The organism is Hungatella sp. SB206 (assembly GCF_051132295.1).
In the GTDB taxonomy this organism is placed as follows: Bacteria; Bacillota; Clostridia; order Lachnospirales; family Lachnospiraceae; genus Hungatella; species Hungatella effluvii.
Map to the genome: position 1 here is coordinate 4194478 of NZ_CP096603.1, position 24711 is coordinate 4219188.

Sequence of the window (24711 nt, forward strand, 5' to 3'; positions counted from 1 at the left end):
TCTGTTTTCAGGCGAATATATTTATTATATCGAATATCAAAGGAAACTACAAGCTTTTTTCCATATGTCCCAAATAATATCGTAACACAGTCTCACGCACAGCCCGAAGCGCCGCAGTGCATTCCTCCTCCGGCCGCTCGTACCTGGGATTATGCCCTGCTGCCGGAATCATGTCTATCGTTTTAAGAGGGGCGTCAATCTAAAACCTTCACATAAGCTTTCAATATATTGTCTCTTAACAACCGCGTTCAACCATTTAGCTGGAATGTTTTCGCTCCCGTAATAAATACCTGCCAAACCTCCGGCGACTGCACCAACCGTATCGGTATCATCTCCGAGGTTTACAGCCTTTAAGACACAGTCTTTATAGGAATCTGTATTCAGCAGGCACCATATGGCGGCTTCCAGTGTATGGACTACATATCCGCTGCTCTTTATCTCATGATCCGGCAACGCGCTAAACCCGTTTATGTTTCTCAGCCTTTCATAGGCCGCCGTCTCCGGATTCCCCGCTGCATCATAACAGGAGAATGCAGCATCGACTCCCCGTTCTACGGAATCCATTAAAGTCCCCTTTTCCCGGATAAATTCTTTTGCAGTGAGTACATAGATCCCACAGCCCACGAGGCTTCTCATATGGCGATGCGTTAAGGAAGACACTTCATGGATCAGCCTGATTTGATCTTTCACAGGCCATTGATCATGTAAATACAGATAAAATGCCATCGGCAGAATACGCATTAAGGAACCGTTGCCATTTTCGTATTCAGATACCATACCGCACTGCAGCGGTGCTGTCCCGTGTCCATAATTCATGATTGCCCTGCTTGTAGCATTCCCTACATCAAACACCTCGCCCGTCGCCGTATAATCTCCATACAGCAGCCATGCCGAAAATCTTTCCATGATATCGTTGTAATCTATACCGCTGCATTTTACAATGCTGTCCACCAGAGCAAGCGTCAGGCTTGTATCGTCCGACCATACGCCCCTGGCCTGATGGTGGGTTCCATATTCCCTCATTTCCCGAACGGGATTCTCCGCTATTTCCTGCCGTGTTTTAAACTCAACAGGTACACCGAGCGCATCTCCGATTGCCAGACCAATCATTCCATCGTATAATTTCTTCAAAATTACCTCCAATAAAATAATCCATTGCCGATACCATGCCGTTTGCTTCCAAAAATATATAGACAATTATACCATGGCCGTTTCAATAATGCTATAAAAGTATAGCGCAGTACTGTTTTGTCTCGTCATGAGTTTGGGAAAAACGGGCAGAGGGAACGTCAAAAAAGTAAACAAAAGAAACGCCTGCATTTATTATCATGAGACGTTTCTTCTTAATATCTGTATTTTTCGCTATTCCTATCACTAATTCCGTATCCGGCGCAGTTTAATTACCTGGTGATCCTCATTTGCGTGCGTAGGGAACAGGAATAGATCGCCCTGCTTATTGGCCGCCAGATCGTGGGCGCGCAGATCGGAATTAAAGGTTCCCAGCTGTGCCACCATGTTCAAATCCAGGTCGAAGACCGTCAGGTAGCCCGCGCGCCCCACGACGTAAATGTATTCGCCGTCCGTATCCACGCCGGAGGGCATTCCCATGTTGTTGCTGCAATAGCCGACTACGTTGCCTTCCGTATCGAACACATGCACGGCGTCCTTCTCTCTGTCACAGATCCAGATATGGTCCCGCGCATCCACGCACAGCGCATGAACGATCAGCATATCTCCCGGAGTGTCCTCATAGGGCTTTTCCCAGTCTCCCACGCCGCCGAAGGTCTTTCGGTAAGTACCGTCCGCATTAAAGATATGTACGGCCCGGTTCCCATATCCATCTGCAAATATATATTCTCCGCTGGAAGTCATATCCACATCAGTCGGCATATTAAACGGCCCCGCAACCCGCTTGACACGACGCTGCGCCTCATAGAAGGCCCACATTCCCACTATGCCAAGGTATGGCTCCGTCGGAAAGATCTTGCCGTCCCTGCGCATCCTGGCCAGCGTTCCCATATCCATTCCGGTGTCGCTGGGCTTTCCTGCTTCTCCGAAATCGCGAATCAGCGTTCCGTCCGTGTCAAATTCACGCACGATATGATTATGGGTATCGGTACAGAGGATCGTGTCCTGGGGTGTATACTTAATAAAATGCAGATAGTCCCCCAGCAGTTCTCCTCCAAACCCCTTTATGTACGTTCCGTCGGGCGCCAGCTTCACAATCTGGCTGGGATTTCCGCGCATCCCCAGGTAGACATTCCCTTCCGGGTCGGTACAGCCCCCGGCAATGCTGGCGCTTGCCACATTGCCCGGTAAATCCTTTGCAAAATCAGAAATATATTCATATGCAAACTCACCGCAGGAATATACTGTTTTCTGAATCTCATCTCGTCTGGCATCACAGTGTAAAATCTTCATGGCTTCTCTTCCTCTTTTCCTCATTTCCTAAATTTCAGCGCTTTGTACTTTTTCTTATTACACTTCCACCTTTATAACTATTTTTCTCATCCTGCACGGCTCCCCCACCGCACAATGCGGCTTATGCGCGTCTTCCGGAGCCAGAATGACGTATTCACCGGGATGCAGAATCACCATGCTCCCGTCCCCGGGTTCCTCCCAGTATCCCATGTCCTTTTCCGGGTCGTAGGTTCCCTTTCCCGTAAGGCCGTCACGCGCTGTCACTCCGATTCCTTCCAGACCGTGGATTACGTAATGGATATCGAAGTGATGATCATGGGTTTCGTAATCAATTCCGGCCGCCGGTTCTGTCTCGTAACTCTGCACCTGAACGATCACACCGGGACATAATTCAAAATTTCCGACCGGCAGTTCCTCCAATCTCTCCCGTTTTAAGAAGGCAAGGGCCTCCGTAAATTTTTTATTTCTCAAATCATAACGATCCAGATCGCTGATTTTCTCAAATACCATCGATTTACTCCTCTCTTTTCCGTCTTTTAAAATGACCTATCATAGCTGGTTAATTTCCCGCGCTTTGTGGCATGCCACAAAATGGTCCGGCAGGACTTCTTCAAATGCCGGCTGCCGTGTCCGGCATTCTTCCGCCGCATAGGGACACCTCGGTGCAAATCTGCATCCGGGCTTCGGGTTAATGGGGGAAGACAGTTCTCCCTGCAGAAGAACCCGTTTCTTCTCCACATCAATATCCGGTACCGGGATGGCTGACAGCAGCCCTTTCGTATAGGGATGCAGCGGGTGGTCAAACAAGTCGTCGGAACTGCTCTTTTCCACCATACAGCCGACGTACATCACCAGAATATCATCAGAAATATGCTTCACCACCGACATATCGTGAGTAATGAATAAATAGGATAAGCGGCTCTCTTCCTGGATATCCTGAAGCAGATTGATAATCTGCGCCTGAATCGATACATCCAGGGCGGATACCGGCTCATCACAAACCAGGAACTTCGGTCCCAGCACCAGAGCTCTCGCTATACCGATCCGCTGCCTTCTGCCGCCGTCAAGCTCATGAGGATAGGAGTAGGCAAACCGTCTCGCCAGGCCCACCTGATCCATCAGTTCATAGACCCGTTTCTGCATCGTCTCCTTATCACGGCAGGCGCGGACGATTTTCATGGGATCCATGATCAGCTCTTCCACACACATACGGGGATTTAAGGAGGCCAGCGGATCCTGGAAAATCATCTGCATCTCCTTACACATCTCCCGCCGTTTCTTCGGCTTCAAATGAGTGATATCTTTTCCCTCAAATAAGACGGTCCCGTCTGTCGCTTCGATCAACCCCAACACCACGCGGCCCAGTGTGGATTTTCCGCATCCCGACTCTCCCACCACGCCCAGCGTCTTTCCGGCTTTCAGCGTGAAATTCACGCCGTCTACCGCGTGCAAATCTCCTCCCGGTGTTTTAAAATACCGTTTCAAATCCTTTACTTCCAGTAAATCAGCCATTGGCCTTCACCTCCCTGTGTCCCATTCTCGCCTCCTCCAGGTGAAAGCACCGGACCTTATGGCCGTTTCCCGTGTCCGAAAGGTCCGGATGGCAGCTTCTGCATGTCTCGTCCGCATAGGGACAGCGGGGATGAAAGCAGCAGCCCCTGGGTAAGTTGGCCGGATCGGGCATTAGGCCGTCGATGGGATTCAGCCTTTTTTCCTTCCGTGTCAGAGACGGAATGGAGCGGAACAGTCCCATCGTATACGGATGAGAGGTTTCCTTGAAGATGTCGCGGAGAGAGCCGTATTCCACAATCTCTCCTGCATACATGACCGCCACCTTCTGACAGCACTCCGCGACGATCCCCAGGTCATGGGTAATCAGCAGCACGGAGGTTTTTAAGCGGTTCTTCAAATCGTTGATCATCTCCAGGACCTGCGCCTGAATCGTCACATCCAGAGCGGTCGTCGGCTCATCCGCAATCAGAAGCGCGGGGCTGCAGGCCAGCGCCATGGCGATGACCACCCGCTGCTTCATTCCGCCTGAAAGCTGATGGGGATAATCGGTGCTTCGTTCTGGCCCGATTCCCACCATTTTTAACATATCGAGACTTCGCTCTACCGCCTCGGCCCGGGAGCACTCCATATGGAGGCTGATGGTCTCGACGATCTGGTCTCCAACCCTCATGACCGGGTTGAGGGCCGTCATGGGATCCTGAAAGATCATGGAGATCTCATTTCCCCGCAGCTTCCGCAGAGCCGCCTGATCCATGGTCACCACATTTTCTCCCTTGTAGAGAATCTCTCCGCCCACAATTCTTCCCGGAGGGTTGGGGATCAGATTTAAAATGCCCAAAGCTGTCGTCGTCTTTCCGGCTCCGGTCTCCCCAACCAGTCCCAGAGTCTCGCCCTCCTCCAGGGACAGATCGATTCCATTTACCGCACGGAAAGTCGCCTGTTCCGTTACGTAGTGTATGTTCAAATCATTAATTTCCAGTAAGCTCATGTGATCTCCTCCCCCTACTGCTTCAGCTTGGGATCCAGCGCGTCACGCAGACCGTCGCCCAATAAGTTGAATCCCAGCAGAGTCGTCATAATCGCCAGGCCCGGGAAGATTACCAGAGGCCAGAAGTCACGGATATATGCGCGGCCGCTGCTTAAGATGGCGCCCCACTCGGGCGTCGGCTCTGAAACCCCCAGTCCGACAAAGCTTAAGCTGGAAATCGTAAGAATCGCCATTCCGACCTTTAAGGAAGCGTCCACAATCAGCGGTGCAATCGTATTTGGCAGCACGTGGTGCACTATGATATAGGCATGGCCCGCGCCTCCCGCCCGTGCCGCCTCGATGTACTGCTCATCCCGTATGGTCATAACCGTAGACCGGAGGATTCGTGCACCTCCCGGGATGCTGGCAAGCCCGACCGCGATTCCGGTATTCAATAAACCGGTTCCCAGGGCCGCTGAGATCGCCACTGCCAAAAGCAGGCCGGGAATGGACATGATGATGTCAATCACACGCATGATAACGGTATCGTACATTCCCCCGAAATATCCGGCCACCGCGCCGAGCACAGCCCCTATCACCAGGGAAATGACAACCGCAATCAGTGCCACGATCAGGGACACCCGGCCGCCGTACAGAATCCGCGCCAGGAGGTCACGGCCGTACTGATCCGTGCCAAATGGATGGGCCAGGCACGGATAGACAAACCGGTCACCGAAGGACTGGGCGTTGTAATCATAGGGGGTTAAAAAGTTGGCAAAGATTGTGGCAAAGAGAACGGCCGCCACCAGAATCAGACCTACGATGGCGAGCCTGTTTTTAAACAGGCGGTGCATCACATCGCGCCACTGGCTGTGTTTACGGGTCATCCCTTCCAGAGACTGTATGTAAGTTTCTTGTTTCTTTCTTCCGGACATATTATGACCCCTCCTTTGCAGTTGCTTTTTTCTTCCTGCCGGATACGTACTGTGAACGGATTCTTGGATCGGCAAACGCATAGCACAAATCCACGATCAGGTTCATGATGCAGATAAAGAATGCAAGAATCAGGACACAGGCGTTGATCACCGGATAGTCCCGGCCCGAGATTCCGGTCAGGAGATAGGAACCGAGACCGGGCATGTTAAAAATCGTTTCGATCACCACGGACCCCGCCATAACGGTTCCCAGCTGCATGCCTACCACTGTCAGAATCGGAATCACGGCGTTGTGCAGCGCGTGGCGCCAGATCACCGTATTTTCCCTGCAGCCCTTGGCTCTGGCCGTCCTGATATAATCGGAGCGGATCACCTCTAACATGGACGAACGGGACATACGGGCCACATTGGCCACGGTTCCCATGGAGTTGGCCAGGACTGGGAGCACCATGTATCTCCAGTTGCCCATCCCGGTAGCCGGCAGCCATTTTAACTTCAGCGCAAACACGATAATGCAGATGAGTGCCAGCCAGAAATTAGGCATGGCCGCGAAAAACAGAGAGCCTACCGTGACGCTGTAATCCATAGCCGAATACTGTTTTGTGGCGGAGATCACGCCGAAGGGAACGCCGATCAGCGTGGTGACAATGACACTCAGCACCCCTAGCTTTACGGTGATGCCGATGCGGGAAATGATTTCTCCGCTGACCGCGTGCCCATAGGTATAGGAATTGCCGAAGTCAAATTTCGTAACAATATTCACAATGTACCGGAAATACTGTGCAAAGAACGGCTGATCCAGTCCCAGTTCATGCTTTAGGCTGGCATAAGCCTCCGGCGTGTACCCGCTGGCTCCCAGCATGGACATGACCGGATCCCCCGGCGCAAAGTAACTGATGCTGAAAACGATCAGTAGCACGCCGAGGCAGACCGGTACGATCCACAAAATTCGTTTCAAGATATATTTAGCCATTTCGTCAACCTCGTTTCACTTCCTGTTATTTTAGAATCACGTAACGCAGGTTTGCGCTTACCGCGCTGTGCAGGCTGATGCTCTCGATCTTCTCCGGATTGTAGGCCACAGCGTCCACAGACTCATAAAGCGGGATGATCATGGCATGGTCGTGAACGTACTGCTGAAGCTCTGCGTATTTCTCCTTGCGCACATTGTCATCCGTCGTATAGTTTGCTTCTTTATAAAGTGTCACAAATGTCTCATCTGAAATGGCCGCAAATGGGAACGTCGCCAGTTCAGCCGGGAAGAACCGAAGGGATATATAGGGTTCTCCGCATACGGAGCCGGTATCGGAATCCTGGAAATTAAGGTCTGTGCCGCCCTCTGACAACCACGCGGAAAACGCGGTTGGGAAGTCGGTGAAGTTCATCTGCAGATTGATGCCCAGCTGCTGTAAGTAAAACTGAATCACCGTGGCTGCATTGGTCTTAACCGCCTGATCCACAGTCGTCATATTCAGTGTAAAGTTCACGGTTGAGCCATCTGTCACGTAACCAGCTGCCTCCATATACTGTTTCGCCTTCTCCAGATCATACTCATAGACGCCGGTGTCCTTGTAATAGGGGCTTACCGATGTGATGATGGAACCCGGCACCTCCGCTAACTCCCCGCGGGCCGATTCTGCAACGTCCTGCCAGTTTACGCCGTAAGCAATCGCCAGCCGCACATTTTCATCCTTCATGTACTGATTGTTATTGTCCAGAGCCAGAAGGATATTTTCTCCCTCATGGGTCGCCATAACCGCAATCTTATCATCGGCCAGCGCACGGCTGTAATCGCTCTCCGCGATGTTAAGCGCAAGATCGATCTCCCCTGTCTCCAGAGCCATATACATGGCGGAATCCTCCGCATAGTGATTGATCTTCACGGTGTCTGCGCCTGTGAATTCGCCCCAGTAGCTGTCGCGGCGCTTCAGAGTGACATAGGAGTCTGTCACGTATTCAGCGACCTCATAAGGTCCGGAGCCGTTGGGCGCGTTAAGCCATGGATCAATGTTGTCAAATCCGGTTTCCTCGCACCAGGACTGATCGAGCAGGTATACGACGCCCATGTTGATAATGCCGGGGCCGAATTCCTGTGTATTCGCCAGATATACGGTAAAGCCGTCCTCACTGACATAGGACTTGTCCCAGTCAACCGTCGCATAGTACGCGGCCTGGTTCGTCTCCCGGTCCACCAGAGTCTTTATGGAGAAGAGAACATCGTCTCCGGTCATCTGGTCGCCGTTTGCAAAGTAGACATCGTCTCTGCACTCCATCACAAAGGTTGTGCCGTCTTCTTCATAGTGCCACTCTTTTAAAATATCGGAGAAGGGATTGTTGTCCTCGTCATAATAGAACAGGTAGTCGTAAACGAGGTAACAGCCCCAGTGACATACTTCATTTTCGCTTCCCGGCATAAATGTGCCGAGTACATTGATAGTGCCTACGTTCAGAGTCTTCTCCCCTCCGCTTTCACCTGCTTTTGTTTCGGCTTTTGTTCCAGCATTCGTGCTGCTTTCTCCGGCAGGCGCCGCCGTGCCTTCTCCCGTATTTTTGTTCCCGCCTCCGCACGCCGTCATGCTCATGACCAGCGCCGCGGCAAGAAGCAATGCCCCCAGTTTTTTCATTGTTAAACTCCTCCTTTTAATTTTTGCTTAATTTATTCAGCAAGGCACAGATCCTGCACTTCACAATGCGTTACGTAATGCAGCGCCAGGCCTTCCGCTTTCTCTTCTTAATACCGGTCTGCCTCTGAGTATGTATCATACGGCTTCGGCACCTTCGGTTCCTTCTCCGTTCTTCCGTCCACGCGGTACTGCCAGTGATAGGAAGTCGGCGAATTGGCCAGATTTTCCGGAGCACGGTCTTCTGCAAACGGGAGATTGGACCGGAACATGGCGTCCAGCCGTATTCCATCCGTCGCATAGCGCTCTTCGGCAAAACGAACCCAGTCGCTGCCGCAAGGAAAACGCACCAGATCGTACTGATGCAGATGAAGAATCCTCCACTGTTCCCCTTCCCGGATAAAGTCCGCCCCCAGACGCCAGACGGCGCATTCCGCCCGATAGGCCTTTCCCTCCGCTGTCTTCGAGGTAAGAAGCGCTCTTTCTTCCGAGTCTCCTGTGCCCAGATCGCCCGCGTCGGAATCCAGCCCCAGTACAAACCACATCCCCCTGGCGGATCTGCCGTCTGCCGCCGTCTCGATGACAGGAGTAACCGGAAGCAGCAGCGTAAATTTGCCGGCAATGTGGTCCTTCTGATAATAGGTCGCCACCTTTTCCCTAGTAGAATACCGGCCCGAAGCTCCGATCTCGATGCTTACCTCCTCCGACCGGGACCAGAGCTCATCCATAATCTGTCCGCCCTCTCCCGCAAACAGCAGATGGCAGTATGTCCCTATTATATTTTCCAATTCCCCTCTGGCCTCCAGGCGGTATAAACGGTTTTCCACAGAATTGTCCATCATCCTCACCTCCTAAAATGCGATGCACACAGGGGACGGAATCTTACAGCCAGCCCCTGTGTAAACCAGCGTCTCTCCCTCAACACGGTAGAGGTCGAGATATCCCTGAAACTGATAGGCCACCACCAGATATTTTCCATCCGGCGTGAAATTCATATCTCTCGGCATCTCTCCGCCTGTCTTTACCACTGACCGGAGTGTGAGACGGCCCGTCTCCACCTCCACGCCATATATTGAAATGGAATCCTCCCGGTTTTCTCTTCCCATACCGCGGTTGCTGACCGCCAGAAGCCTTCCTCCCGGACACAGCCGTATGGCCGCCGGCTCCGTCCTCCCCTTCATACCGGAAGTCCGTACGGAAATGGTCTGCAAAGGGGCCAGCTTCCTTTCAAGTTCCGGTGTAAAGGAGTAGACGGAAACCATCTCATCATCCTGTCGGTTCACATATAGGAACCGGCCGTCTTCGCTAAAAGTCAGATGCCTGGGTCCGGAGTGTGCCTCCATCTCCTCGATCCAGATGATCCTGTACCGATTTTCACAGTCGTAAATATAAATCCTTCCCCCGATCAGCTCCACCGCCGCTAAATATCTGCCTGCGGGCGATTTCATCACACAGTGGAGAAAAGGCCCCACCGGGGTCGTATCGAGAGATGCTACGCAGGCCAGCCTCTCACCGATCCTTCCATCCTCCTGCCTCCTGTAAGCCTCCATCGTTCCCCGATAGAAATTGCTGACATAGATTTCCGCGCTGTTGTCATCACAGAACACAAAGCAGGGGCGCTGGCCGTCCGTCACCGCCCAGTTCTGTTCTTCAAATTTCCCATCGCTTATGTCATAGGCCGTCATGCCGCCGCTGGCTCTTCCCTTAAAGGTCATCCCCTCGCTCAGCACATAAAGGCTCCTTCTGTCCTTCGATACAGTCAAATATCCCGCATGATACATGGGCCTCGTATCCATCACACGGATCTTTCCCGTTAATGCATTGAGTCCGATCCGGTAAATCCCCCGGCTTCCTCCGGCTGAAGTGGTACCCACAAAGCCTGTATAGTCGGGCAAAAATGTTTCTGCCATTCCGTTGCTCCTCTCTGATTGATGTATCTCACCGCTTATGCACTTTTTCTATTTTCTCTTTTATTACGATACATTTATTATCTATTTTTACTTATACCATGTCTGAGCGCTCCTGTAAAATTCCAAAACCGGAATAGCAAGTATAACTTTTGGAATATACTTGCAAAAATCACTTTTCTGCTATATAAAAATACCAGATACCAGGAGCCTTTTCCTCTGGCTCCTGCATCTGGTATTTTGCTGTCAGTCTGCTGTATACGCTCTTACCGCCGCTTTCCGGTCACTTCCTTACAGGAATTCCCCGCTGCTCCAAATCGCTGTTCAAGGCGTTCTGATTCCTTAAAAAACGCTGTGTCACAAAATGGATAAAATCCTGATTCTCGGCTGTGTAATAGTGATCCTTTCTGGTCACCAGCGTCACACTCGCCTTTGCCTCACAGTCGCTGATAGGAATAAAGTAGATTCTGTCGGTCGGATCTGCATCCTCCTGCTTTGTCTCCACCGATTTATTTTCCTCAAACATGGGCATGCAGAATACGCCTCCCAGCCCCTTTCTTGCTGCTGAGAACAGGACATCCCGCTCATCCAGCTTCAGCAGGTTGCAGCTGACCCCGGCCCTCTGAAAGATCTCCATGCCGGTCTCAAAGGTCCTGGCGATGTTGCTGCAGAACAACAGCTGGCCGTTTAAATCCTTGAGTGCGACGCTGTTCCTGCCCCAGAATGGATGCGTGTTGTTCACGGCTATGTAATACCTGCCCACCATAAGATCACGGCTCGTCAGGCGGCTGTCGAGTATTTCCCCCAGATTCAGCCCGGCATCCGCGTCGCCGCTGGCCAGCATGGCGTGGATCTGGTCTGTGTCGCAGAACTTCAGCTCCACCTCGCATTCCGGATGGATTTTCTGGTAATCTTCCAGCATGTTTCTGAGAACTCCAAAGCCGGAGGCGATCACCATGCGCCGGTTGTTGCGGTTTGCTATCTGCCTGGATTTTAAGGTCCCCTCTTCCAGAAGTGAAAACGCGCTGTTTACGTACTCCAGGAAGCAGCGGCCCGCCTCTGTCAGCTCAATGCGGTTCCCTTTTCGTTCAAACAGCAGAAAATCCAGTTCTTTCTCCAGCCTGGCAATCGCCGTGGATAACGCCGGCTGGGATACGTAAAGTTTCTTTGCCGCCTTCGTGATATTTTCCATGGCGGCTACCTCTCTGAAATAGTGCAGGTGAAGCAGCTCCATCCCATTCCTCCCCTCTCTTTCGCAGTTCATGGCAGCTTCTGTTTTTGCGGTTTACGCTATAATTTGCCATTTATAGTAAGCATAACACAGTTTATGCAATTTTCACAATCAGAAAACAGGGCGTTATAGAAAATAATCATTTTCTACAGCGCCCTGCCTTCTGATAAATTCTTTAATTAAAATTTTATATCTATTTTTTGATTATCCCCATAAGCACTATATTTTTAAGCGTTTTGAAATATAAAAAAACACTCATTTACCACGAATTTACCACGATTGAACGAGCCTTGATATGACAAAAAAATGACTAAGGGAGATAGCACAATAACTGTATATCTCCCTTATCTTCATTTATACTGCTAATTACTTCATTTGATTTCAAACTTCAATGCTTTTTACTATCTCTTTTTAGTCTTATCATATTTTTACTCCTATATTAAAAAACAAAAATCTTCTCTATCGGAGCATTTACAGCTCTTGAAATATCAATCGCTAATTTTAGGGAGGGGTTATACTGTGCCTTTTCTAAACGCATAATCGTTTCCCGGCGAACACCGACCTTTTCTGCGAGTTGTTCTTGTGTTAATCCTTGTGCCACACGATATACTTTTAGATTACATTTGAAATTTACTCCCATACTTATTCCTCTTTTTCATAGTGATACAATAAATAACTTTTCTGAAACAATATAATTGCCACAATAAGAGAAACGGATATAAGCAGAAAGATTGCACACCATTCTGCATTGAAGGCAAGTACATGCCATCTACTAAACAGAACAACAAATACTAAAAGGAAAAATCCCGTTTTATAGGCTTTTAAATCTGCTCGTACTTTGTTCTGTTGAAACAATTCATCTTTCAAAGTATGTGACAGTTTACTCTCAAAAAACAATCCAAATAGCCCAAAGAGAGCAAAAAATAGGAACGGAGACACAACACCATATTCACTATATGTCCAAAAACCTAAAAATCCCAGAAAACCGCATATTCCAAATATTCCCATAAAAGACGGTATTTTTTTTGTATAACTCAGATTGGAACTATCTTGTGGAAAAAGAACATTGAAAATGATTTTAAATGCTACCATAACGACATAAATCCCCCAAAGAATAGTCAATACACCAACTGCCAGCATAGGAATGTCCTTTACAGAAAAATATAAATTTTCCAAATCCATTTCTACTACCCAGCGTCCTTCATTATATAGAAGTGAATGTGTGATGCCTGCAATAAGGCAAACTAGCCATATAATACTAGTAATGATAAAAGTTTTAATCTGTTTCTTTGACATAATCATACCTCTTTCTAATGTGATGTTTTTGTATCTTTACAAGACAAATATATCACTTTAATGAAAGAGTGTCAATAGAAAATGATACAAATATATCGCATTTATAATTTTCTATCGGATAGGTGTGCGCCCCCCTTGCAGAGATATACGCTTTTGTCTGATTTAACACAAATCAGCTTTTATCCCTTTCTTCCTCTTGATTACCCGCCACAGAAAAGAAAAAGCCCTGTCAAGAGCCTTGCCACCATTGGTGGTGCTTTGCACTCTTTACTGGGCTTTTTGTTTGCTGTATCTTCTATAAAGAGGAAAAAGTTATTCGTCCTCACCATCAAAATGGTTATTTTTCAATACTTCCCGTAATAATGCCATATCTTCTTTTGAATTGGGGTTTATCATTTTTACGACTTGATAAGGTGTCCTATATTTATGTCCCTCTATACTTTCCCCGAACATATCCATGCTGTATAAATCATCATAGCGGTTTAACAGTTTTTGAAACTTCAAATGCTGGATAAATTCTTTAATTGGATAAAGGTCGGACGCCACAATGCTTTTTCCGTTGATGTAGTCGGTAATATATTCCCGTAACTTTTTCAACTCATATTCCAGCCATTCTTCCTCGCTGTCAAAGAAGTTGTCATAATGTCCATGTTTTAGTTCTGCATTTAATCGTTCTTCAATTCTTAAAAACTGGCAGACTTCCTTTTCGGCTTGATTAACATATTTCCATTCTCCCGATAATAATTCATTGGGTGTTACTCCCAGCACGTCCATTATCTTTTCCAGCGTATCAAAGGTAGGATAATTCACACCACGTTCAATCTTGGAAAGGCTCTGCATATTGATACCGATTTTGTCCGCAAGTTCTTGTTGTTTCATTCCTCTGTGTTTTCTTATGGTCTGTATGTTTTCTCCTAAGAAACTGATTTTCTTTTCATAATACTCCATAACTTAGTATAACCGCTCCTTTCGTTGCTTTTCTTGGTATTTATAAGCATATTATACTTAATATATATTCAAAAGTCAACAAAAACTTCTTGACAAGTAATTCTAATGGCGTTATTATCGTATTAGATAGAGTGATTAAGCACGCTAGGGTCAATCACACGCTTGAGTAAGTATAGAGAAGATATATTTTCACTTTGATAGCATGAATAAGCATGGACTATCAGACCGAAAATAGTGGTTTCCAAAAGGGGCTGGCTGGACGGGGCACGTCCCCCAGACGTATTTCGGACAGACAGTTCCTTTTGGAAAGTGAACGCCTTTAGGCGTTCGTAAAGGGCGTATATGTAACACCGCCCTGCGCATACATGTCATAGTACCTAGAAACTGTGATAAATAAAGGAAAAAACACGATTTTTACCCCGCAAAAAAACGGGAAGTACGAAAGGAGTAATGCACTATAACTACACACAAAAATTTATCCGTTAAGATTGATTACATCAGTATTGTATTCGATACTGCAACCGCCGAAGATGTCATCATGCACATTTTAGGTTTACCGACTGATATTTTCAATGTCTATCCGGCAAGCATTAAATTCAAGACTTATCAAGCACGCTGGCAGATTGGAGATATTTATGTATCGGGGGACGCAAGAAAGACAGAGGACAACCCACAAGGGCTAGGCTGTTATCTTGTTATGACTGGCAGAGGTTGTGATGATATTTTCCGTATTCTCGACAGTAGGAATTATACCTTTGGAGATATGTTCAAACATTGTGAGCGAAGATATGGACTGGATAACTTCCATTTCACTAGACTGGATATTGCCATTGATGATAAGAACGAAAAGCCATTTTTTACCATAGAGCAGATAAAGAAGAAATGCGAAAAAGAGGAATTTATCTCGAATAGTGAGGGCTACCACTTTGACGAAAGCAAGTTTGATGATTTCGACACCGCAAAGACCGTTTATATCGGTGCTGGGAAATCGGGATTGTCCTACCGCTTTTATGACAAGGATAAGGAAGTCTGTTCAAAACATAATAAGACACTTGATGAAGTCGGCAGTTGGAAACGGACAGAAATGCAACTGCGTGATGATAAGGCTCATGCTTTTGCCATGACATTCAAGGACAGACCGCTGGAACTGGGAGAACTGGCTTTCGGGCTATTGGCAAACAACCTACGCTTTGTCGTACCAAACAGAAACGAAAGTAATAAGAGCAGGTGGAAAACTTGTCGGTTTTGGGAACGCTTTTTAGGGGCTGTGGAAGTCTTAAAACTGCAAGTACCAAAACAGCAAAATTCCCTTGAAGAAACACAGCAATGGCTCACAGAGGGTGGCGTGATTTCCGCTGTCAAAAGTTTTTACTTCTTGGAAGAACATGACGCATTAGGTGGACTGGAAAAAGTGGGAACTATGCTTGATAAGGCAAGATACAGTAATTCCTTTTCCAGTAAATTAACCGCCCATTTACAGAGGATAAACCGCACCGACCTTATCCCTTATATCCAATATGACACGAAACATGGGAAAGGGGGTATCTGATGAATAACAACGATATTCCCGTATGGGAAAAATACACCCTTACCATTGAAGAAGCGTCAAAATATTTCCGTATCGGAGAAAACAAGTTAAGACGATTGGCAGAGGAAAACAAGGACGCTGGCTGGCTCATTATGAATGGCAACCGCATACAGATTAAACGCCGACAGTTTGAACAGGTTATTGATAAATTGGACGCAATCTAATGCAAATGAGCCTTGTATGTGTTATGATGAACACAAGTCATATCAAGGCTCTTTCCAACAAGGAAAGGAGCAGACACCATGAAAGAAAAAAGACGGGATAACAAAGGTCGTATCCTGCATACTGGAGAGAGCCAACGAACAGACGGAGAATACTTATATAAATATGTGGACGCATTTGGAAACACAAAATATGTGTATGCTTGGAGATTGACACCCACAGACCCGACACCAAAGGGAAAACGGGAAAAACCCTCACTTCGTGAACTGGAACAGCAGATAAGACGGGATATTGAGGACGGTATCGACAGCACAGGCAAGAAAATGACGCTTTGCCAACTCTACGCCAAACAGAACGCACAGAGGGCAAATGTGAAGAAAAGCACACAGAAACAACGGGAACAACTTATGCGGTTATTGAAAGAGGACAAGTTAGGTGCTAGGAGCATTGATACAATCAAACCCTCTGACGCTAAAGAATGGGCGTTACGCATGAAAGAGAAAGGCTTTTCCTACAATACCATTAACAACCATAAACGCTCGTTAAAAGCGTCATTCTATATCGCCATACAAGACGATTGTGTAAGGAAAAACCCTTTTGATTTCAAGTTAAGTGAAGTCCTAGAAAATGATACCAAAGAGAAAGTCGCATTGACAGAGGAACAGGAACAAGCCCTACTGTCATTCATCAAGACGGACAACGTGTATCACAAGTATTATGATGATGTGCTGATACTGTTAAAAACAGGACTTCGTATTTCGGAACTATGCGGACTGACAATCATGGATGTTGATTTTATCCATGAGGTTGTGGTTATCGACCACCAGTTACTAAAGAGCAAGGAACAAGGCTATTATATTGAAACGCCTAAGACAAAAAGCGGAACAAGGCAAGTGCCATTAAGCAAGGAAACGATACAAGCATTTCAACGAATGATGAAGAAACGCCCAAAGGCAGAACCATTTGTGATAGACGGACGGGGCAACTTTCTATTTGTCAATCAGAAAGGCAAGCCCAAAGTTGCGATTGATTACAATATGCTTTTTGTCCGTATGGTAAAGAAATACAACAAGTACCATAGGGATAACCCTTTGCCACATATCACACCGCATACGCTACGCCATACATTCTGCACAAGGCTGGCAAGCAAGAACATGAACCCGAAAGATTTACAGTATATCATGGGGCATTCAAATATCAGTATCACAATGAACTGGTACGCTCATGCGTCCATAGATACCGCAAAATCAGAGGTTCAGCGTCTAATCGCATAGAAGTATTTACCACGATTTTAACCACGCTTGATAGCGAAAATATAAGAAGATAGACCTAGATATGTGAGGTTTACCACAAAAGCAAAATGCCCGTAGAGCCGATAAAATAAGGCTTTGCGGACATTTGAGAAGATATAAAAAGATAGTCAAAAAGACATATATAATTTATTATTAATTCTTCTGCTAAATCCTGCTGTTCCGGTACTCGTTCGCCGATATCCCTTCCAGCTTCTTAAAAACCTTGGAAAAATGTGCCACATCCATGAATCCCACCTCTTCTGAGATATCACCGATCCGAAGCGACGGATCCTTTAACAGCTTCTTCGCCTCCTCGATCCGGATGTGGTTTAACAGTTCGGAAAAGCTCTTCCCGGTATGACCGTTTAACAGCTTGCTCAAATGCCACTGGCTGACATACGTCTTTTCCGCCACCTCAGCCAGAGTGATCTTCTGGGTGTAATTCTCTTCCATGTACTTGAGAGCCGTCTTCACAATAAAGCTTCCGGCATTATGTTCAGATGAATCTTCATTACCGCCATTCTCCTGCTCCGCAGCCCCTTCCGGTTCTGCTGCCGGTGAACCGGGGACTTCCGCCGTGTTCTGCGTCTTTAAAGCGTTCTCCTGTTCCTTTCGTTTGTTCAGCGTATCCGCCATGAACTGAAGCGCTTCCTTGATCTCATCCATATTGGACGGTTTCAGCAGGAAACGGTTCACCCCCAGGCGTATGGCCTTCTGCGCATAATCAAAGTCCCGGTAACCGGTCAGGATGGCGATCATCATCTCCGGAAACTCCACACGGAGCGCCGCAATCATGGACAGCCCATCCATTCCGGGCATGGAAATATCCGTAAAGATAATATCCGGCCGCAGCTTTCGGATTATCTCCAGCCCCTCTAAGCCGCTGCAGGCGGTCGCTGTCACTTCACAGCCATAATCCGCCCACGGCACCACCTTGGAAATACCTTCTACTATAATCGGTTCATCGTCTATAATAACCACTCTATACATCTGCTGCCCACTCTTCCCCGAACGTCATTTTTACAAACGCTCTGCTGCTATCAGTATACCATACTCCGGCGTTTCAAAGAACCCCGAAAATAATTTTCCCTTTTATCAACCCTTGACAGCGCCGGCCGTCATGCCCTTGATAATATACTTCTGAAGGAAGATATAGACAATCAGGATCGGAATGATAACCAATGCCACAGATGCAGCCATAAGGCCGAAGTTCGTTCCTTCATTGGAAGTCAGCTCGTTTAACAGACGCGTGATGGCACGGTGCTGCGGAAGACGAAGCAGGAACATCTGTGTAAACAGATCGTTATAACTCCAGAGGAAGGAAAAGATCGCTACTGTCGCAAAGGACGGTTTTGCAAGGGGTACTACAATCTTGTAAAAGATCTGGAATGGATTACAGCCTTCCAGATAGGCCGATTCCTCCAGTTCAATGGGGAGACTCCGCACGTAGCCGGTCAGTACGACTATGGCAAAGGACATATTGCCTGCTACCTGCGGAAGAATCACGCTCGTTAAGGAAAGCGCCAGACTCTCCGTATTGACCATGTGGGCGGAACTCAGCATACGGTATACCGGAATGATTGTAGAGAATACCGGGAACATCATGCCTGCCACCACCAGTGAATTAAGCGGTTTGCGAAGCTTGAACTCGTAGCGAACCAGGCCGAACGATGCCATGCCGGCCAGAACGATAACGATAGCCGCCACCGAAGTGGATATAATCATACTGTTGCGGTATGCGCTGAAAATACTGAGACGCTCAAATGCGGTCCGGTAGTTGGCCAGGGTAAACATCGCTCCTGTAGGAAGTGCGAAGGAGTTCGAAAGGATCTCGCCCTTCGCCTTAAAGGAGTTGATGATGACCCAGAAAATCGGATAAATCGTGGTAAGTGCCCAGAAGCCCAGAACGATGTAGATTACCACACTTCCCAGCGATATTTTTTTCCCTCTGCTCATGATGAATCCCCTCCTAATAATCTTTCTCTTTGAAAATTGTGTTGATCACTTTTGCCGTCACAATTCCAAGAACTACGATCAGAACCGCTATGGCGGAGCTGTAATCGACATTTTTCGTATTAAAGGTCTGGTAGTACATGTATGTGCCGGTCAGCCATGTCTCACCCAGCGGAATTCCCTTCGGGAACATGGTCCACGGGAGGTCGAATACCTTTAATGCACCGGTAACGCCGAGAACCACACAGGTACACATAACATTGTGAAGCAGAGGAATGGAAACATATCTTACTTTCTGGAATCCTGTTGCTCCGTCGATGGCGGCCGCCTCATAAAGTTCGCCGGATATATTATTAAGTCCGGTGATCAGGATTACAAAATAGAAGCCCACATACTGCCACATAACAGGCAGCATCATCGTGATGAGCGCCAGCTTCTCGCCTTTCCAGTCGATGAGTTCGGTGACGCCGAGACTCTCCAGCAGCTGATTCACCATACCCTTGTCGTACAGGAAGATCAGGTTGAACATAAGACCTAACGCAGTGGCTGAAATGACGATGGGGAAGAAGTAGACAGTCCGGAAGAATTTTGCTCCATGGCTGATATTGTCAACCAGAAGCGCCAGAACAATGGCGATTCCTACCTGGCCGATGATGGTGACTACCATCATAAGGATGGTGTTTCTGACTGCCACACGCATGTTCTCATCCTGGAACATGGTCACGTAGTTGGTGTACCACGGATCATTCCAGCCCTTGCTGGCGGCTCCCAGTTCTGTAATCTGCTTAAAACTGTTTAAGATGTTCTGTATAAATGGATAGTACAAGAAAATTGCCATGAAGGCGAACGCCGGAACCAGAAAAAGGAACAGCGGCTTTTTGTTTTTATAGATATTTGCTCCCATATTCTCACCCTATTTTTCCGTAAAAAAGCCAGAGACGAAAGGCCATTACGTCTCCGGCTTTGAATTGACAGTTATTTAGTTTGCGTGGTAAATCTCCAGGCCTTCCTTCACAGCATCTTCTGCCGTTACCTTGCCTGTTACGATCTGCGGCATTCCGTCAAAGGTTGACGTTCTGCATTCGCCCTGGAAAATATCCTGAACAGCCGGTGTTAAGGAGGTAACGCCGCTCATCATATCCATTGCCTTTACCTGTAAGGAGTTGAACTGGCTCTGGTCTACCGCCGGCGCTTCTTTCAGTGCGGAAGCTGTATGCTGTGCGAAGATCGGTACGATTTCATTGGAAGTCATATACTCTACGAAGTTGACTGCAGCCTCTCTCTTATCCGGATCATCCCATGCTTTCTTCGTGATGTAATATCCCATGGATAAACCGCCGATTAAATCAGTTGCTTTTCTGTCTCCCATGCCTGGTACGTAAGTAACGGTGAATTTGTCGAGCTTCTCGGTATCCATGGTGGCTGGGTCATTCGGGTCGGACTGGCATGCGCCTGCGATTCCGCCTACTTTCCAGGAACCGTCGATTAGGAATGCAGCCTTATCTTCTGTAAAGCAAGGAATGTATCATCATCGGTTGCAGATAATGTATTCTTCGGGAAGTACTCTTTTTCATATAAATCTTTGACATCGTTGATGCCTGCTACCCATGACTGGCCCTGTGCATCGTCTACAGATTCCGGAATGTCACAATGGTTTGCCGGTGTATTGTGATTAAAGATGGCGTACTCCCACCAGTAATGAGGAATGTTGCCGAGCGCCGCTGCGATTGGGCTGTAGCCTGCTGCCTTGATCTTCTCACAGTCTGCCAGGAACTGTTCCCATGTGTAATCCGGTCCCGGTACAGCTACGCCTGCTGCGTCCAGAACTGTTGTATTGACGAACATGGCCTCCCAGAAACCATTAACCGGCACTGCGTATTTCTTTCCGTCTACGAGAGATGCGGCGATTAAATCGTCGTTCATATTGGAAGCGTACTCCGGATATTCCTTGCGAATGTCATCGATGGACATAACCTTGCCCGCCTCGATGAAGGAGTTGGCGTCTGCGCCGTTAAACCAGAACAGTACGTCCGGCTCGGAACCCATCTGGAAATCACTTGCCACACGGGCCTTTACGGTCTCGTCGGAAACTGCAGAGGAATCGTTTACGGTGTTTCCTGTCGAAGCTTCCCAGTCCTTCACTGCCTTCTGGTAGTTCGGAGCGTTGCCGTCCTCGCCTGCGAATGTAGTCATAACGTTTAATGCGACTGCTTTCTTTGCTTCAGTCGGGGCCTCTGTCTTCGCCTCTCCCTCTGTTTTCGCCTCGGTTCCTGCCTCGGTCTTGGGAGCAGCCGTCGTATCTGTTGTGGACTGTTTGGAGCAGCCGGTGAATACGGTTGTTGTCATAGCCCCTGCCAGTAATAATGCCATCGTTCTTTTCTTCATATTAATTGCCTCCTGTTTTTTTTATACACCCTTTGCATTCCTGCAATTTGTATATCTCATGTCATTATTATCGCTGATTCGGGTGCAAAAATGAATAACCAGTTCTGCCATTTGTTGTATTTTCTTGTTCATTTATCACAGAACAAGGAAATACAACTGCTCACTGGCACTCTCTACTGGACAGCTATCGTAAGACGTGCGATGACATGCTGTTCCTCGTCTTTCTCTATTGTAAGGCCGCATGGCTCTCCATACAGAATCCTCAGGCGCTGGTTCACGTTGGCAATGCCAAGGTTTCCCGAGGGTTCCCGGCTGAAGTCATAATCGGGCGACAGAAGGCGGCTGATCTTCTCTTCCTCCGCAGGTGTCAGGGTTCCGTCATTCACGATATCCAGATAGAGAAATCCCTCCTTCTCATAGCCCCGCAGGATCACGGTTCCTCGGCCGCTGGGCCTGACACCGTGTTCGATGGCATTTTCAATAACGGGCTGCAGAATCAGCCGCGGCACTTCATACTGCATGATGGATTCATCCAGCTCCTTGATTACGGTGAGCCGTTTGCCGAAGCGCTCGGAATTGATGTATAAATAGGCGTTCACATACATCATCTCCTCGGAAAGAGGGACAAAGGTCCGCTTCTTCCGGTCCATGGCCGCATCCATCAGCGTAGCCAGGGCCTCGATCATCCGGGATACCTTCTCATTTCCGCCCAGGCGGGCCTCCCAGTTGATGATCTCCAGCGTATTATTCATGAAATGAGGGTTGATATGGGACTGGAGCGCCATAATCCTGGCATCCCGCAGCGCGATCTCCTCCTCATAGATGTGGTCAAACTGATACTTCAGCCGTTCGGACATCTGGTTAAAGGACTCCATCAAGTACCTAAACTCCTGGTTTTCCGGCGCCTCCTTTATCTGATAGCCAAGATTTCCCATTTCAATCTGATCGGCGCCTTCCATCATGTCCGTAATCGGCTTCGTAACATTCCGGTTGAATACGCGAAGCAGAATCAAAAGCAGAGGCACCAGGAACAAAAGCATGCCTGCGACGACGAAGGGATAGCCATAAAACGGCGCCTGAATAATCCGTTTATCCGCCTGCATCATCACCGACAGGGTGAAGTACTCTTCCTTCTGCGTATCATAAACGTAGAGATTTCCGTTTTTGCGGCTGTATCCCGTCTGCTGTGCGGCGCTGCAGCTTTCTTTTATCATCTCTTCGATATCTCCGCCCTTCAGCAGAATGGCCTGGCCGTCGAGGCGGACGAGGACATTCTCCCCCTGCGGGGAATCGATGAGGGGGCCAAAACAGTATGATTTGTCCAGGCGCATGATCAGCGCTCCGAACTGATAATATGAATTGTCAAGAAGGTTCCTGACCATGTAGATCCTGCCGTCCAGGTTGATGTACCCAAGGGCCGTGTCCAGGGTGGAGAGAAACGCCTTTACCCTTTCATGGTCCTCTCTCCAGTAGGTCTGCACCTGCTGATACGTACCGCCGGCCGCGTTGTTGTAGACGCTGCAGTTCATCCGCTCCGGCTCCTCGTAGCACCACAGAATAGTAGTGGAAAAACACTGGTTCTGGCGGTACTCCTTATTTAAATAATCATTGCTCGCGGTATAAAGGCCACCATAACTTAAATTGCCGCGGGAGTACTCTCTCCACGCCTTCTCCAGCGTCTGGTCATAGGTCGCCTTCCGGGACGCGTTGATACCGTGATTCAGCCGTTCCACACAGATTTGCCCGTCATAGACCACCTGGTCCACGACCCCCTGCGCCACGGTCCCGTAGCGGTTGCTTAAAATATAGTAGCCAGCCACTCCGATAATCAGACAGAACGGCAGCAGCCAGCACATCAGCATGATGCCTATCATTCGCCATTTCATGGAAATTTCGTTTTTTTCCTGCTTTTTCATCTCTGCTCCCTTGCCGCGTTTAACAGCTGTTTTTTTCTATGTTGTATAACGCTTTCTTCATGAAGACCATATGCATAAATTGTACTATTATTATCAAAACAAAGCAACATCATTATCTTCAGAGCGTTTCGTGACGTAAAAAATAGCACCTCCCTTATGATTAAGAACCATAAAAGAGATGCCATTTCTGTTATTATATTTTTATAGCAAGCCCGGCAAATGTGCCTGGAATACGGACAAGATGCAGACAAACACAAGTGCGGCAACTCCGGTTATAAAACCTCCGATCGTCCATGCGCGTATGGTATCCTCAACTGAGATTTTGTAAAAACGGTTAATCGCCCAGAAGCCGGAATCATTGGGAAGGGATAAACCGATTCCGCCCGCGCAGATCGCAATACCGCAAAGAACAGGTGATATCCCGCTGGCGGCAATCAATGGGGCAAACATGGAGGAGGTCGTAATCAGCGCAACTCCTGTTGAGCCCTGTGCACAGCGGAGTATCTGGGCTATGATGAAGCACAGCACCAGTACCGGGATATGGAACTGAGAGAGTGAGGCAGCTATAAAATCAGCGATTCCCGTTGACTGAAGCATCTTTCCAAAGGCACCACCCGAGCCGGTAATCAGAAGCACCAGACCCACCTGACCGGCGGCATCGTTCATCACATCTCCAACCGGTTTTTGCAGATATGGAAGAGAAACAAGAGCGGCATAAATGACGCCGATCAGCATCGCAATATTTTTATCCCCCACAAAGTTCAGTATCTTAACGAGCGTCCCGCCCTCCGGCAGGATCATAGGTCCAAAGCTTCCAAAGAGTATCAGCATAATGGGAACCAGAAGAATCGATACCGCCACACCAAAGCCTGGAACTTTTCTTCCTGCAGTCGATGTTCTGCTCTCCTTTTCAAAATCTTCAATATCCTCAAACGCATATTCATGATGATTTTTCCTGTCCTGCCAATCCAGGAATCTGCCATATCCCAAACCGCCTACAATGGTACCGAACAAGCCTGCAAGCGCGGCATAGAGGAAGAAGACACCATAGTCCAGCTGAAGATTTTCCGCTACTGCCATGGGATTCGGAGTCGGTATTACCATCGCTCCTGTCGCCACGGTAGCACAGACAGTTGCACAGCACAGGGAAACAATTGATACCTTCGTTTTCTTTGAAATCACACGTACCATAGGCGCGTACATAATATGTACAACGTCTCCAAAGACAGGAATTCCGGTGATAAAGCCCGCCATAGCCACTGCTATTCTGGATTTTGAGCCATTGAATCTTTTCAGGAATGTATCCGCAATGACCTCAATTCCACCGGATTCATACAAAAATCTTCCCAGCATGACTCCCAGGCCGATAATAACACCGATGCTCCCCAGTGTATTGCCGAATCCGTTTCCGATTACCTTCGAAATATCCGAGACCGGCATCCGCACCATAAGGCCTGTTCCAATTGTTGTTACCAGCAATGCAATAAAAGCGTTGACTTTGAATTTAATAATTGTAATCAGTAAAATTGCGATCGCAATCAGAAAAATAACGATTAACCATCCTCCAGTAACCATAT

Annotated in this window: 22 protein-coding genes and 1 pseudogene; 3 read left to right on the forward strand and 20 right to left on the reverse strand. The window is 48.0% G+C overall.

Annotation, left to right across the window (positions count from 1 at the left end; all coding sequences use genetic code 11):
* Positions 1–174 precede the first annotated feature (174 nt).
* The 14 genes from M1L66_RS18470 to M1L66_RS18535 all read right to left on the reverse strand — a co-directional run bounded on the left by M1L66_RS18470 (position 175) and on the right by M1L66_RS18535 (position 13838).
* Positions 175–1131, reverse strand: a complete 957-nt coding sequence (locus M1L66_RS18470) for an ADP-ribosylglycohydrolase family protein (protein ID WP_187019452.1) — start codon at positions 1129–1131, stop codon at positions 175–177.
* 243 nt (positions 1132–1374) lie between these two features.
* Positions 1375–2421 (reverse strand): hypothetical protein, encoded by a 1047-nt coding sequence (locus M1L66_RS18475; RefSeq protein ID WP_025531444.1) that lies wholly within the window; start codon positions 2419–2421, stop codon positions 1375–1377.
* Between the two features lie 57 nt (positions 2422–2478).
* Complete coding sequence (locus tag M1L66_RS18480; RefSeq protein ID WP_187019450.1) at positions 2479–2931, reverse strand: YhcH/YjgK/YiaL family protein; 453 nt, start codon at positions 2929–2931, stop codon at positions 2479–2481.
* Positions 2932–2970: 39 nt separating this feature from the next.
* On the reverse strand, positions 2971–3933 hold the full coding sequence (locus M1L66_RS18485; RefSeq protein WP_187019448.1) for an ABC transporter ATP-binding protein: 963 nt from the start codon (positions 3931–3933) through the stop codon (positions 2971–2973).
* On the reverse strand, positions 3926–4921 hold the full coding sequence (locus M1L66_RS18490) for an ABC transporter ATP-binding protein (protein ID WP_187019447.1): 996 nt from the start codon (positions 4919–4921) through the stop codon (positions 3926–3928). The genes M1L66_RS18485 and M1L66_RS18490 overlap by 8 nt, the downstream gene beginning before the upstream one ends.
* Positions 4922–4935: 14 nt before the next feature.
* On the reverse strand, positions 4936–5835 hold the full coding sequence (locus tag M1L66_RS18495) for an ABC transporter permease (protein WP_034563859.1): 900 nt from the start codon (positions 5833–5835) through the stop codon (positions 4936–4938).
* A gap of 1 nt (position 5836) precedes the next feature.
* A complete protein-coding gene (locus M1L66_RS18500) occupies positions 5837–6808 on the reverse strand; it encodes an ABC transporter permease (protein ID WP_025531447.1) in 972 nt (323 codons plus the stop codon).
* Between the two features lie 25 nt (positions 6809–6833).
* A complete protein-coding gene (locus M1L66_RS18505; protein ID WP_187019445.1) occupies positions 6834–8459 on the reverse strand; it encodes an ABC transporter substrate-binding protein in 1626 nt (541 codons plus the stop codon).
* Positions 8460–8566: 107 nt separating this feature from the next.
* On the reverse strand, positions 8567–9298 hold the full coding sequence (locus tag M1L66_RS18510) for a nuclear transport factor 2 family protein (RefSeq protein ID WP_187019443.1): 732 nt from the start codon (positions 9296–9298) through the stop codon (positions 8567–8569).
* Positions 9299–9307: 9 nt separating this feature from the next.
* Positions 9308–10366 (reverse strand): lactonase family protein, encoded by a 1059-nt coding sequence (locus M1L66_RS18515; RefSeq protein ID WP_434687552.1) that lies wholly within the window; start codon positions 10364–10366, stop codon positions 9308–9310.
* A 280-nt stretch (positions 10367–10646) separates the two neighbouring features.
* Complete coding sequence (locus M1L66_RS18520) at positions 10647–11597, reverse strand: LysR family transcriptional regulator (RefSeq protein ID WP_434687554.1); 951 nt, start codon at positions 11595–11597, stop codon at positions 10647–10649.
* Between the two features lie 436 nt (positions 11598–12033).
* On the reverse strand, positions 12034–12234 hold the full coding sequence (locus M1L66_RS18525) for a helix-turn-helix transcriptional regulator (RefSeq protein WP_434687556.1): 201 nt from the start codon (positions 12232–12234) through the stop codon (positions 12034–12036).
* A 2-nt stretch (positions 12235–12236) separates the two neighbouring features.
* Positions 12237–12890, reverse strand: coding sequence for a DUF3796 domain-containing protein (locus M1L66_RS18530; RefSeq protein ID WP_434687558.1), 654 nt, complete (start codon positions 12888–12890; stop codon positions 12237–12239).
* A 312-nt stretch (positions 12891–13202) separates the two neighbouring features.
* A complete protein-coding gene (locus M1L66_RS18535) occupies positions 13203–13838 on the reverse strand; it encodes a helix-turn-helix domain-containing protein (RefSeq protein WP_434687560.1) in 636 nt (211 codons plus the stop codon).
* A gap of 538 nt (positions 13839–14376) precedes the next feature.
* On the opposite strand from M1L66_RS18535, the gene M1L66_RS18540 reads away from it, so the two are divergent.
* The 3 genes from M1L66_RS18540 (at position 14377) to M1L66_RS18550 (ending at position 16862) form a co-directional block, all read left to right on the forward strand.
* Positions 14377–15387 carry a replication initiation factor domain-containing protein gene (locus tag M1L66_RS18540; protein ID WP_434687562.1) on the forward strand — a complete coding sequence of 337 codons (1011 nt, stop codon included), beginning with the start codon at positions 14377–14379 and terminating at the stop codon, positions 15385–15387.
* Entirely contained in the window at positions 15387–15590 is a 204-nt protein-coding gene (locus M1L66_RS18545) for an excisionase (RefSeq protein WP_002607397.1), read from the forward strand. Before M1L66_RS18540 ends, M1L66_RS18545 begins: the two co-directional genes overlap by 1 nt.
* A gap of 78 nt (positions 15591–15668) precedes the next feature.
* On the forward strand, positions 15669–16862 hold the full coding sequence (locus M1L66_RS18550) for a tyrosine-type recombinase/integrase (RefSeq protein WP_434687568.1): 1194 nt from the start codon (positions 15669–15671) through the stop codon (positions 16860–16862).
* A gap of 183 nt (positions 16863–17045) precedes the next feature.
* On the opposite strand, the gene M1L66_RS18555 is transcribed toward M1L66_RS18550, so the two are convergent.
* The 6 genes and pseudogenes from M1L66_RS18555 to M1L66_RS18580 all read right to left on the reverse strand — a co-directional run bounded on the left by M1L66_RS18555 (position 17046) and on the right by M1L66_RS18580 (position 24709).
* Entirely contained in the window at positions 17046–17870 is an 825-nt protein-coding gene (locus tag M1L66_RS18555; RefSeq protein ID WP_434687570.1) for a response regulator transcription factor, read from the reverse strand.
* Positions 17871–17975: 105 nt separating this feature from the next.
* Positions 17976–18836, reverse strand: a complete 861-nt coding sequence (locus tag M1L66_RS18560) for a carbohydrate ABC transporter permease (RefSeq protein ID WP_002603740.1) — start codon at positions 18834–18836, stop codon at positions 17976–17978.
* 13 nt (positions 18837–18849) lie between these two features.
* On the reverse strand, positions 18850–19737 hold the full coding sequence (locus tag M1L66_RS18565) for a carbohydrate ABC transporter permease (RefSeq protein WP_002603739.1): 888 nt from the start codon (positions 19735–19737) through the stop codon (positions 18850–18852).
* A gap of 75 nt (positions 19738–19812) precedes the next feature.
* Positions 19813–21218, reverse strand: a pseudogene (locus M1L66_RS18570) (ABC transporter substrate-binding protein).
* Between the two features lie 173 nt (positions 21219–21391).
* Positions 21392–23134 carry a sensor histidine kinase gene (locus tag M1L66_RS18575; protein ID WP_434687573.1) on the reverse strand — a complete coding sequence of 581 codons (1743 nt, stop codon included), beginning with the start codon at positions 23132–23134 and terminating at the stop codon, positions 21392–21394.
* A gap of 201 nt (positions 23135–23335) precedes the next feature.
* Positions 23336–24709 carry a GntP family permease gene (locus M1L66_RS18580; protein WP_187019433.1) on the reverse strand — a complete coding sequence of 458 codons (1374 nt, stop codon included), beginning with the start codon at positions 24707–24709 and terminating at the stop codon, positions 23336–23338.
* Positions 24710–24711: the final 2 nt, after the last annotated feature.

Bases quoted from the DNA above. Each gene is read 5' to 3' on its own strand.
- M1L66_RS18475 (WP_025531444.1), bottom strand. From the start codon at position 2,421: ATGAAGATTTTACACTGTGATGCCAGACGAGATGAGATTCAGAAAACA.
- M1L66_RS18480 (WP_187019450.1), bottom strand. From the start codon at position 2,931: ATGGTATTTGAGAAAATCAGCGATCTGGATCGTTATGATTTGAGAAAT.
- M1L66_RS18485 (WP_187019448.1), bottom strand. From the start codon at position 3,933: ATGGCTGATTTACTGGAAGTAAAGGATTTGAAACGGTATTTTAAAACA.
- M1L66_RS18490 (WP_187019447.1), bottom strand. From the start codon at position 4,921: ATGAGCTTACTGGAAATTAATGATTTGAACATACACTACGTAACGGAA.
- M1L66_RS18495 (WP_034563859.1), bottom strand. From the start codon at position 5,835: ATGTCCGGAAGAAAGAAACAAGAAACTTACATACAGTCTCTGGAAGGG.
- M1L66_RS18500 (WP_025531447.1), bottom strand. From the start codon at position 6,808: ATGGCTAAATATATCTTGAAACGAATTTTGTGGATCGTACCGGTCTGC.
- M1L66_RS18505 (WP_187019445.1), bottom strand. From the start codon at position 8,459: ATGAAAAAACTGGGGGCATTGCTTCTTGCCGCGGCGCTGGTCATGAGC.
- M1L66_RS18510 (WP_187019443.1), bottom strand. From the start codon at position 9,298: ATGATGGACAATTCTGTGGAAAACCGTTTATACCGCCTGGAGGCCAGA.
- M1L66_RS18515 (WP_434687552.1), bottom strand. From the start codon at position 10,366: ATGGCAGAAACATTTTTGCCCGACTATACAGGCTTTGTGGGTACCACT.
- M1L66_RS18520 (WP_434687554.1), bottom strand. From the start codon at position 11,597: ATGGAGCTGCTTCACCTGCACTATTTCAGAGAGGTAGCCGCCATGGAA.
- M1L66_RS18525 (WP_434687556.1), bottom strand. From the start codon at position 12,234: ATGGGAGTAAATTTCAAATGTAATCTAAAAGTATATCGTGTGGCACAA.
- M1L66_RS18530 (WP_434687558.1), bottom strand. From the start codon at position 12,890: ATGTCAAAGAAACAGATTAAAACTTTTATCATTACTAGTATTATATGG.
- M1L66_RS18535 (WP_434687560.1), bottom strand. From the start codon at position 13,838: ATGGAGTATTATGAAAAGAAAATCAGTTTCTTAGGAGAAAACATACAG.
- M1L66_RS18540 (WP_434687562.1), top strand. From the start codon at position 14,377: ATGCACATTTTAGGTTTACCGACTGATATTTTCAATGTCTATCCGGCA.
- M1L66_RS18545 (WP_002607397.1), top strand. From the start codon at position 15,387: ATGAATAACAACGATATTCCCGTATGGGAAAAATACACCCTTACCATT.
- M1L66_RS18550 (WP_434687568.1), top strand. From the start codon at position 15,669: ATGAAAGAAAAAAGACGGGATAACAAAGGTCGTATCCTGCATACTGGA.
- M1L66_RS18555 (WP_434687570.1), bottom strand. From the start codon at position 17,870: ATGTATAGAGTGGTTATTATAGACGATGAACCGATTATAGTAGAAGGT.
- M1L66_RS18560 (WP_002603740.1), bottom strand. From the start codon at position 18,836: ATGAGCAGAGGGAAAAAAATATCGCTGGGAAGTGTGGTAATCTACATC.
- M1L66_RS18565 (WP_002603739.1), bottom strand. From the start codon at position 19,737: ATGGGAGCAAATATCTATAAAAACAAAAAGCCGCTGTTCCTTTTTCTG.
- M1L66_RS18575 (WP_434687573.1), bottom strand. From the start codon at position 23,134: ATGAAAAAGCAGGAAAAAAACGAAATTTCCATGAAATGGCGAATGATA.
- M1L66_RS18580 (WP_187019433.1), bottom strand. From the start codon at position 24,709: ATGGTTACTGGAGGATGGTTAATCGTTATTTTTCTGATTGCGATCGCA.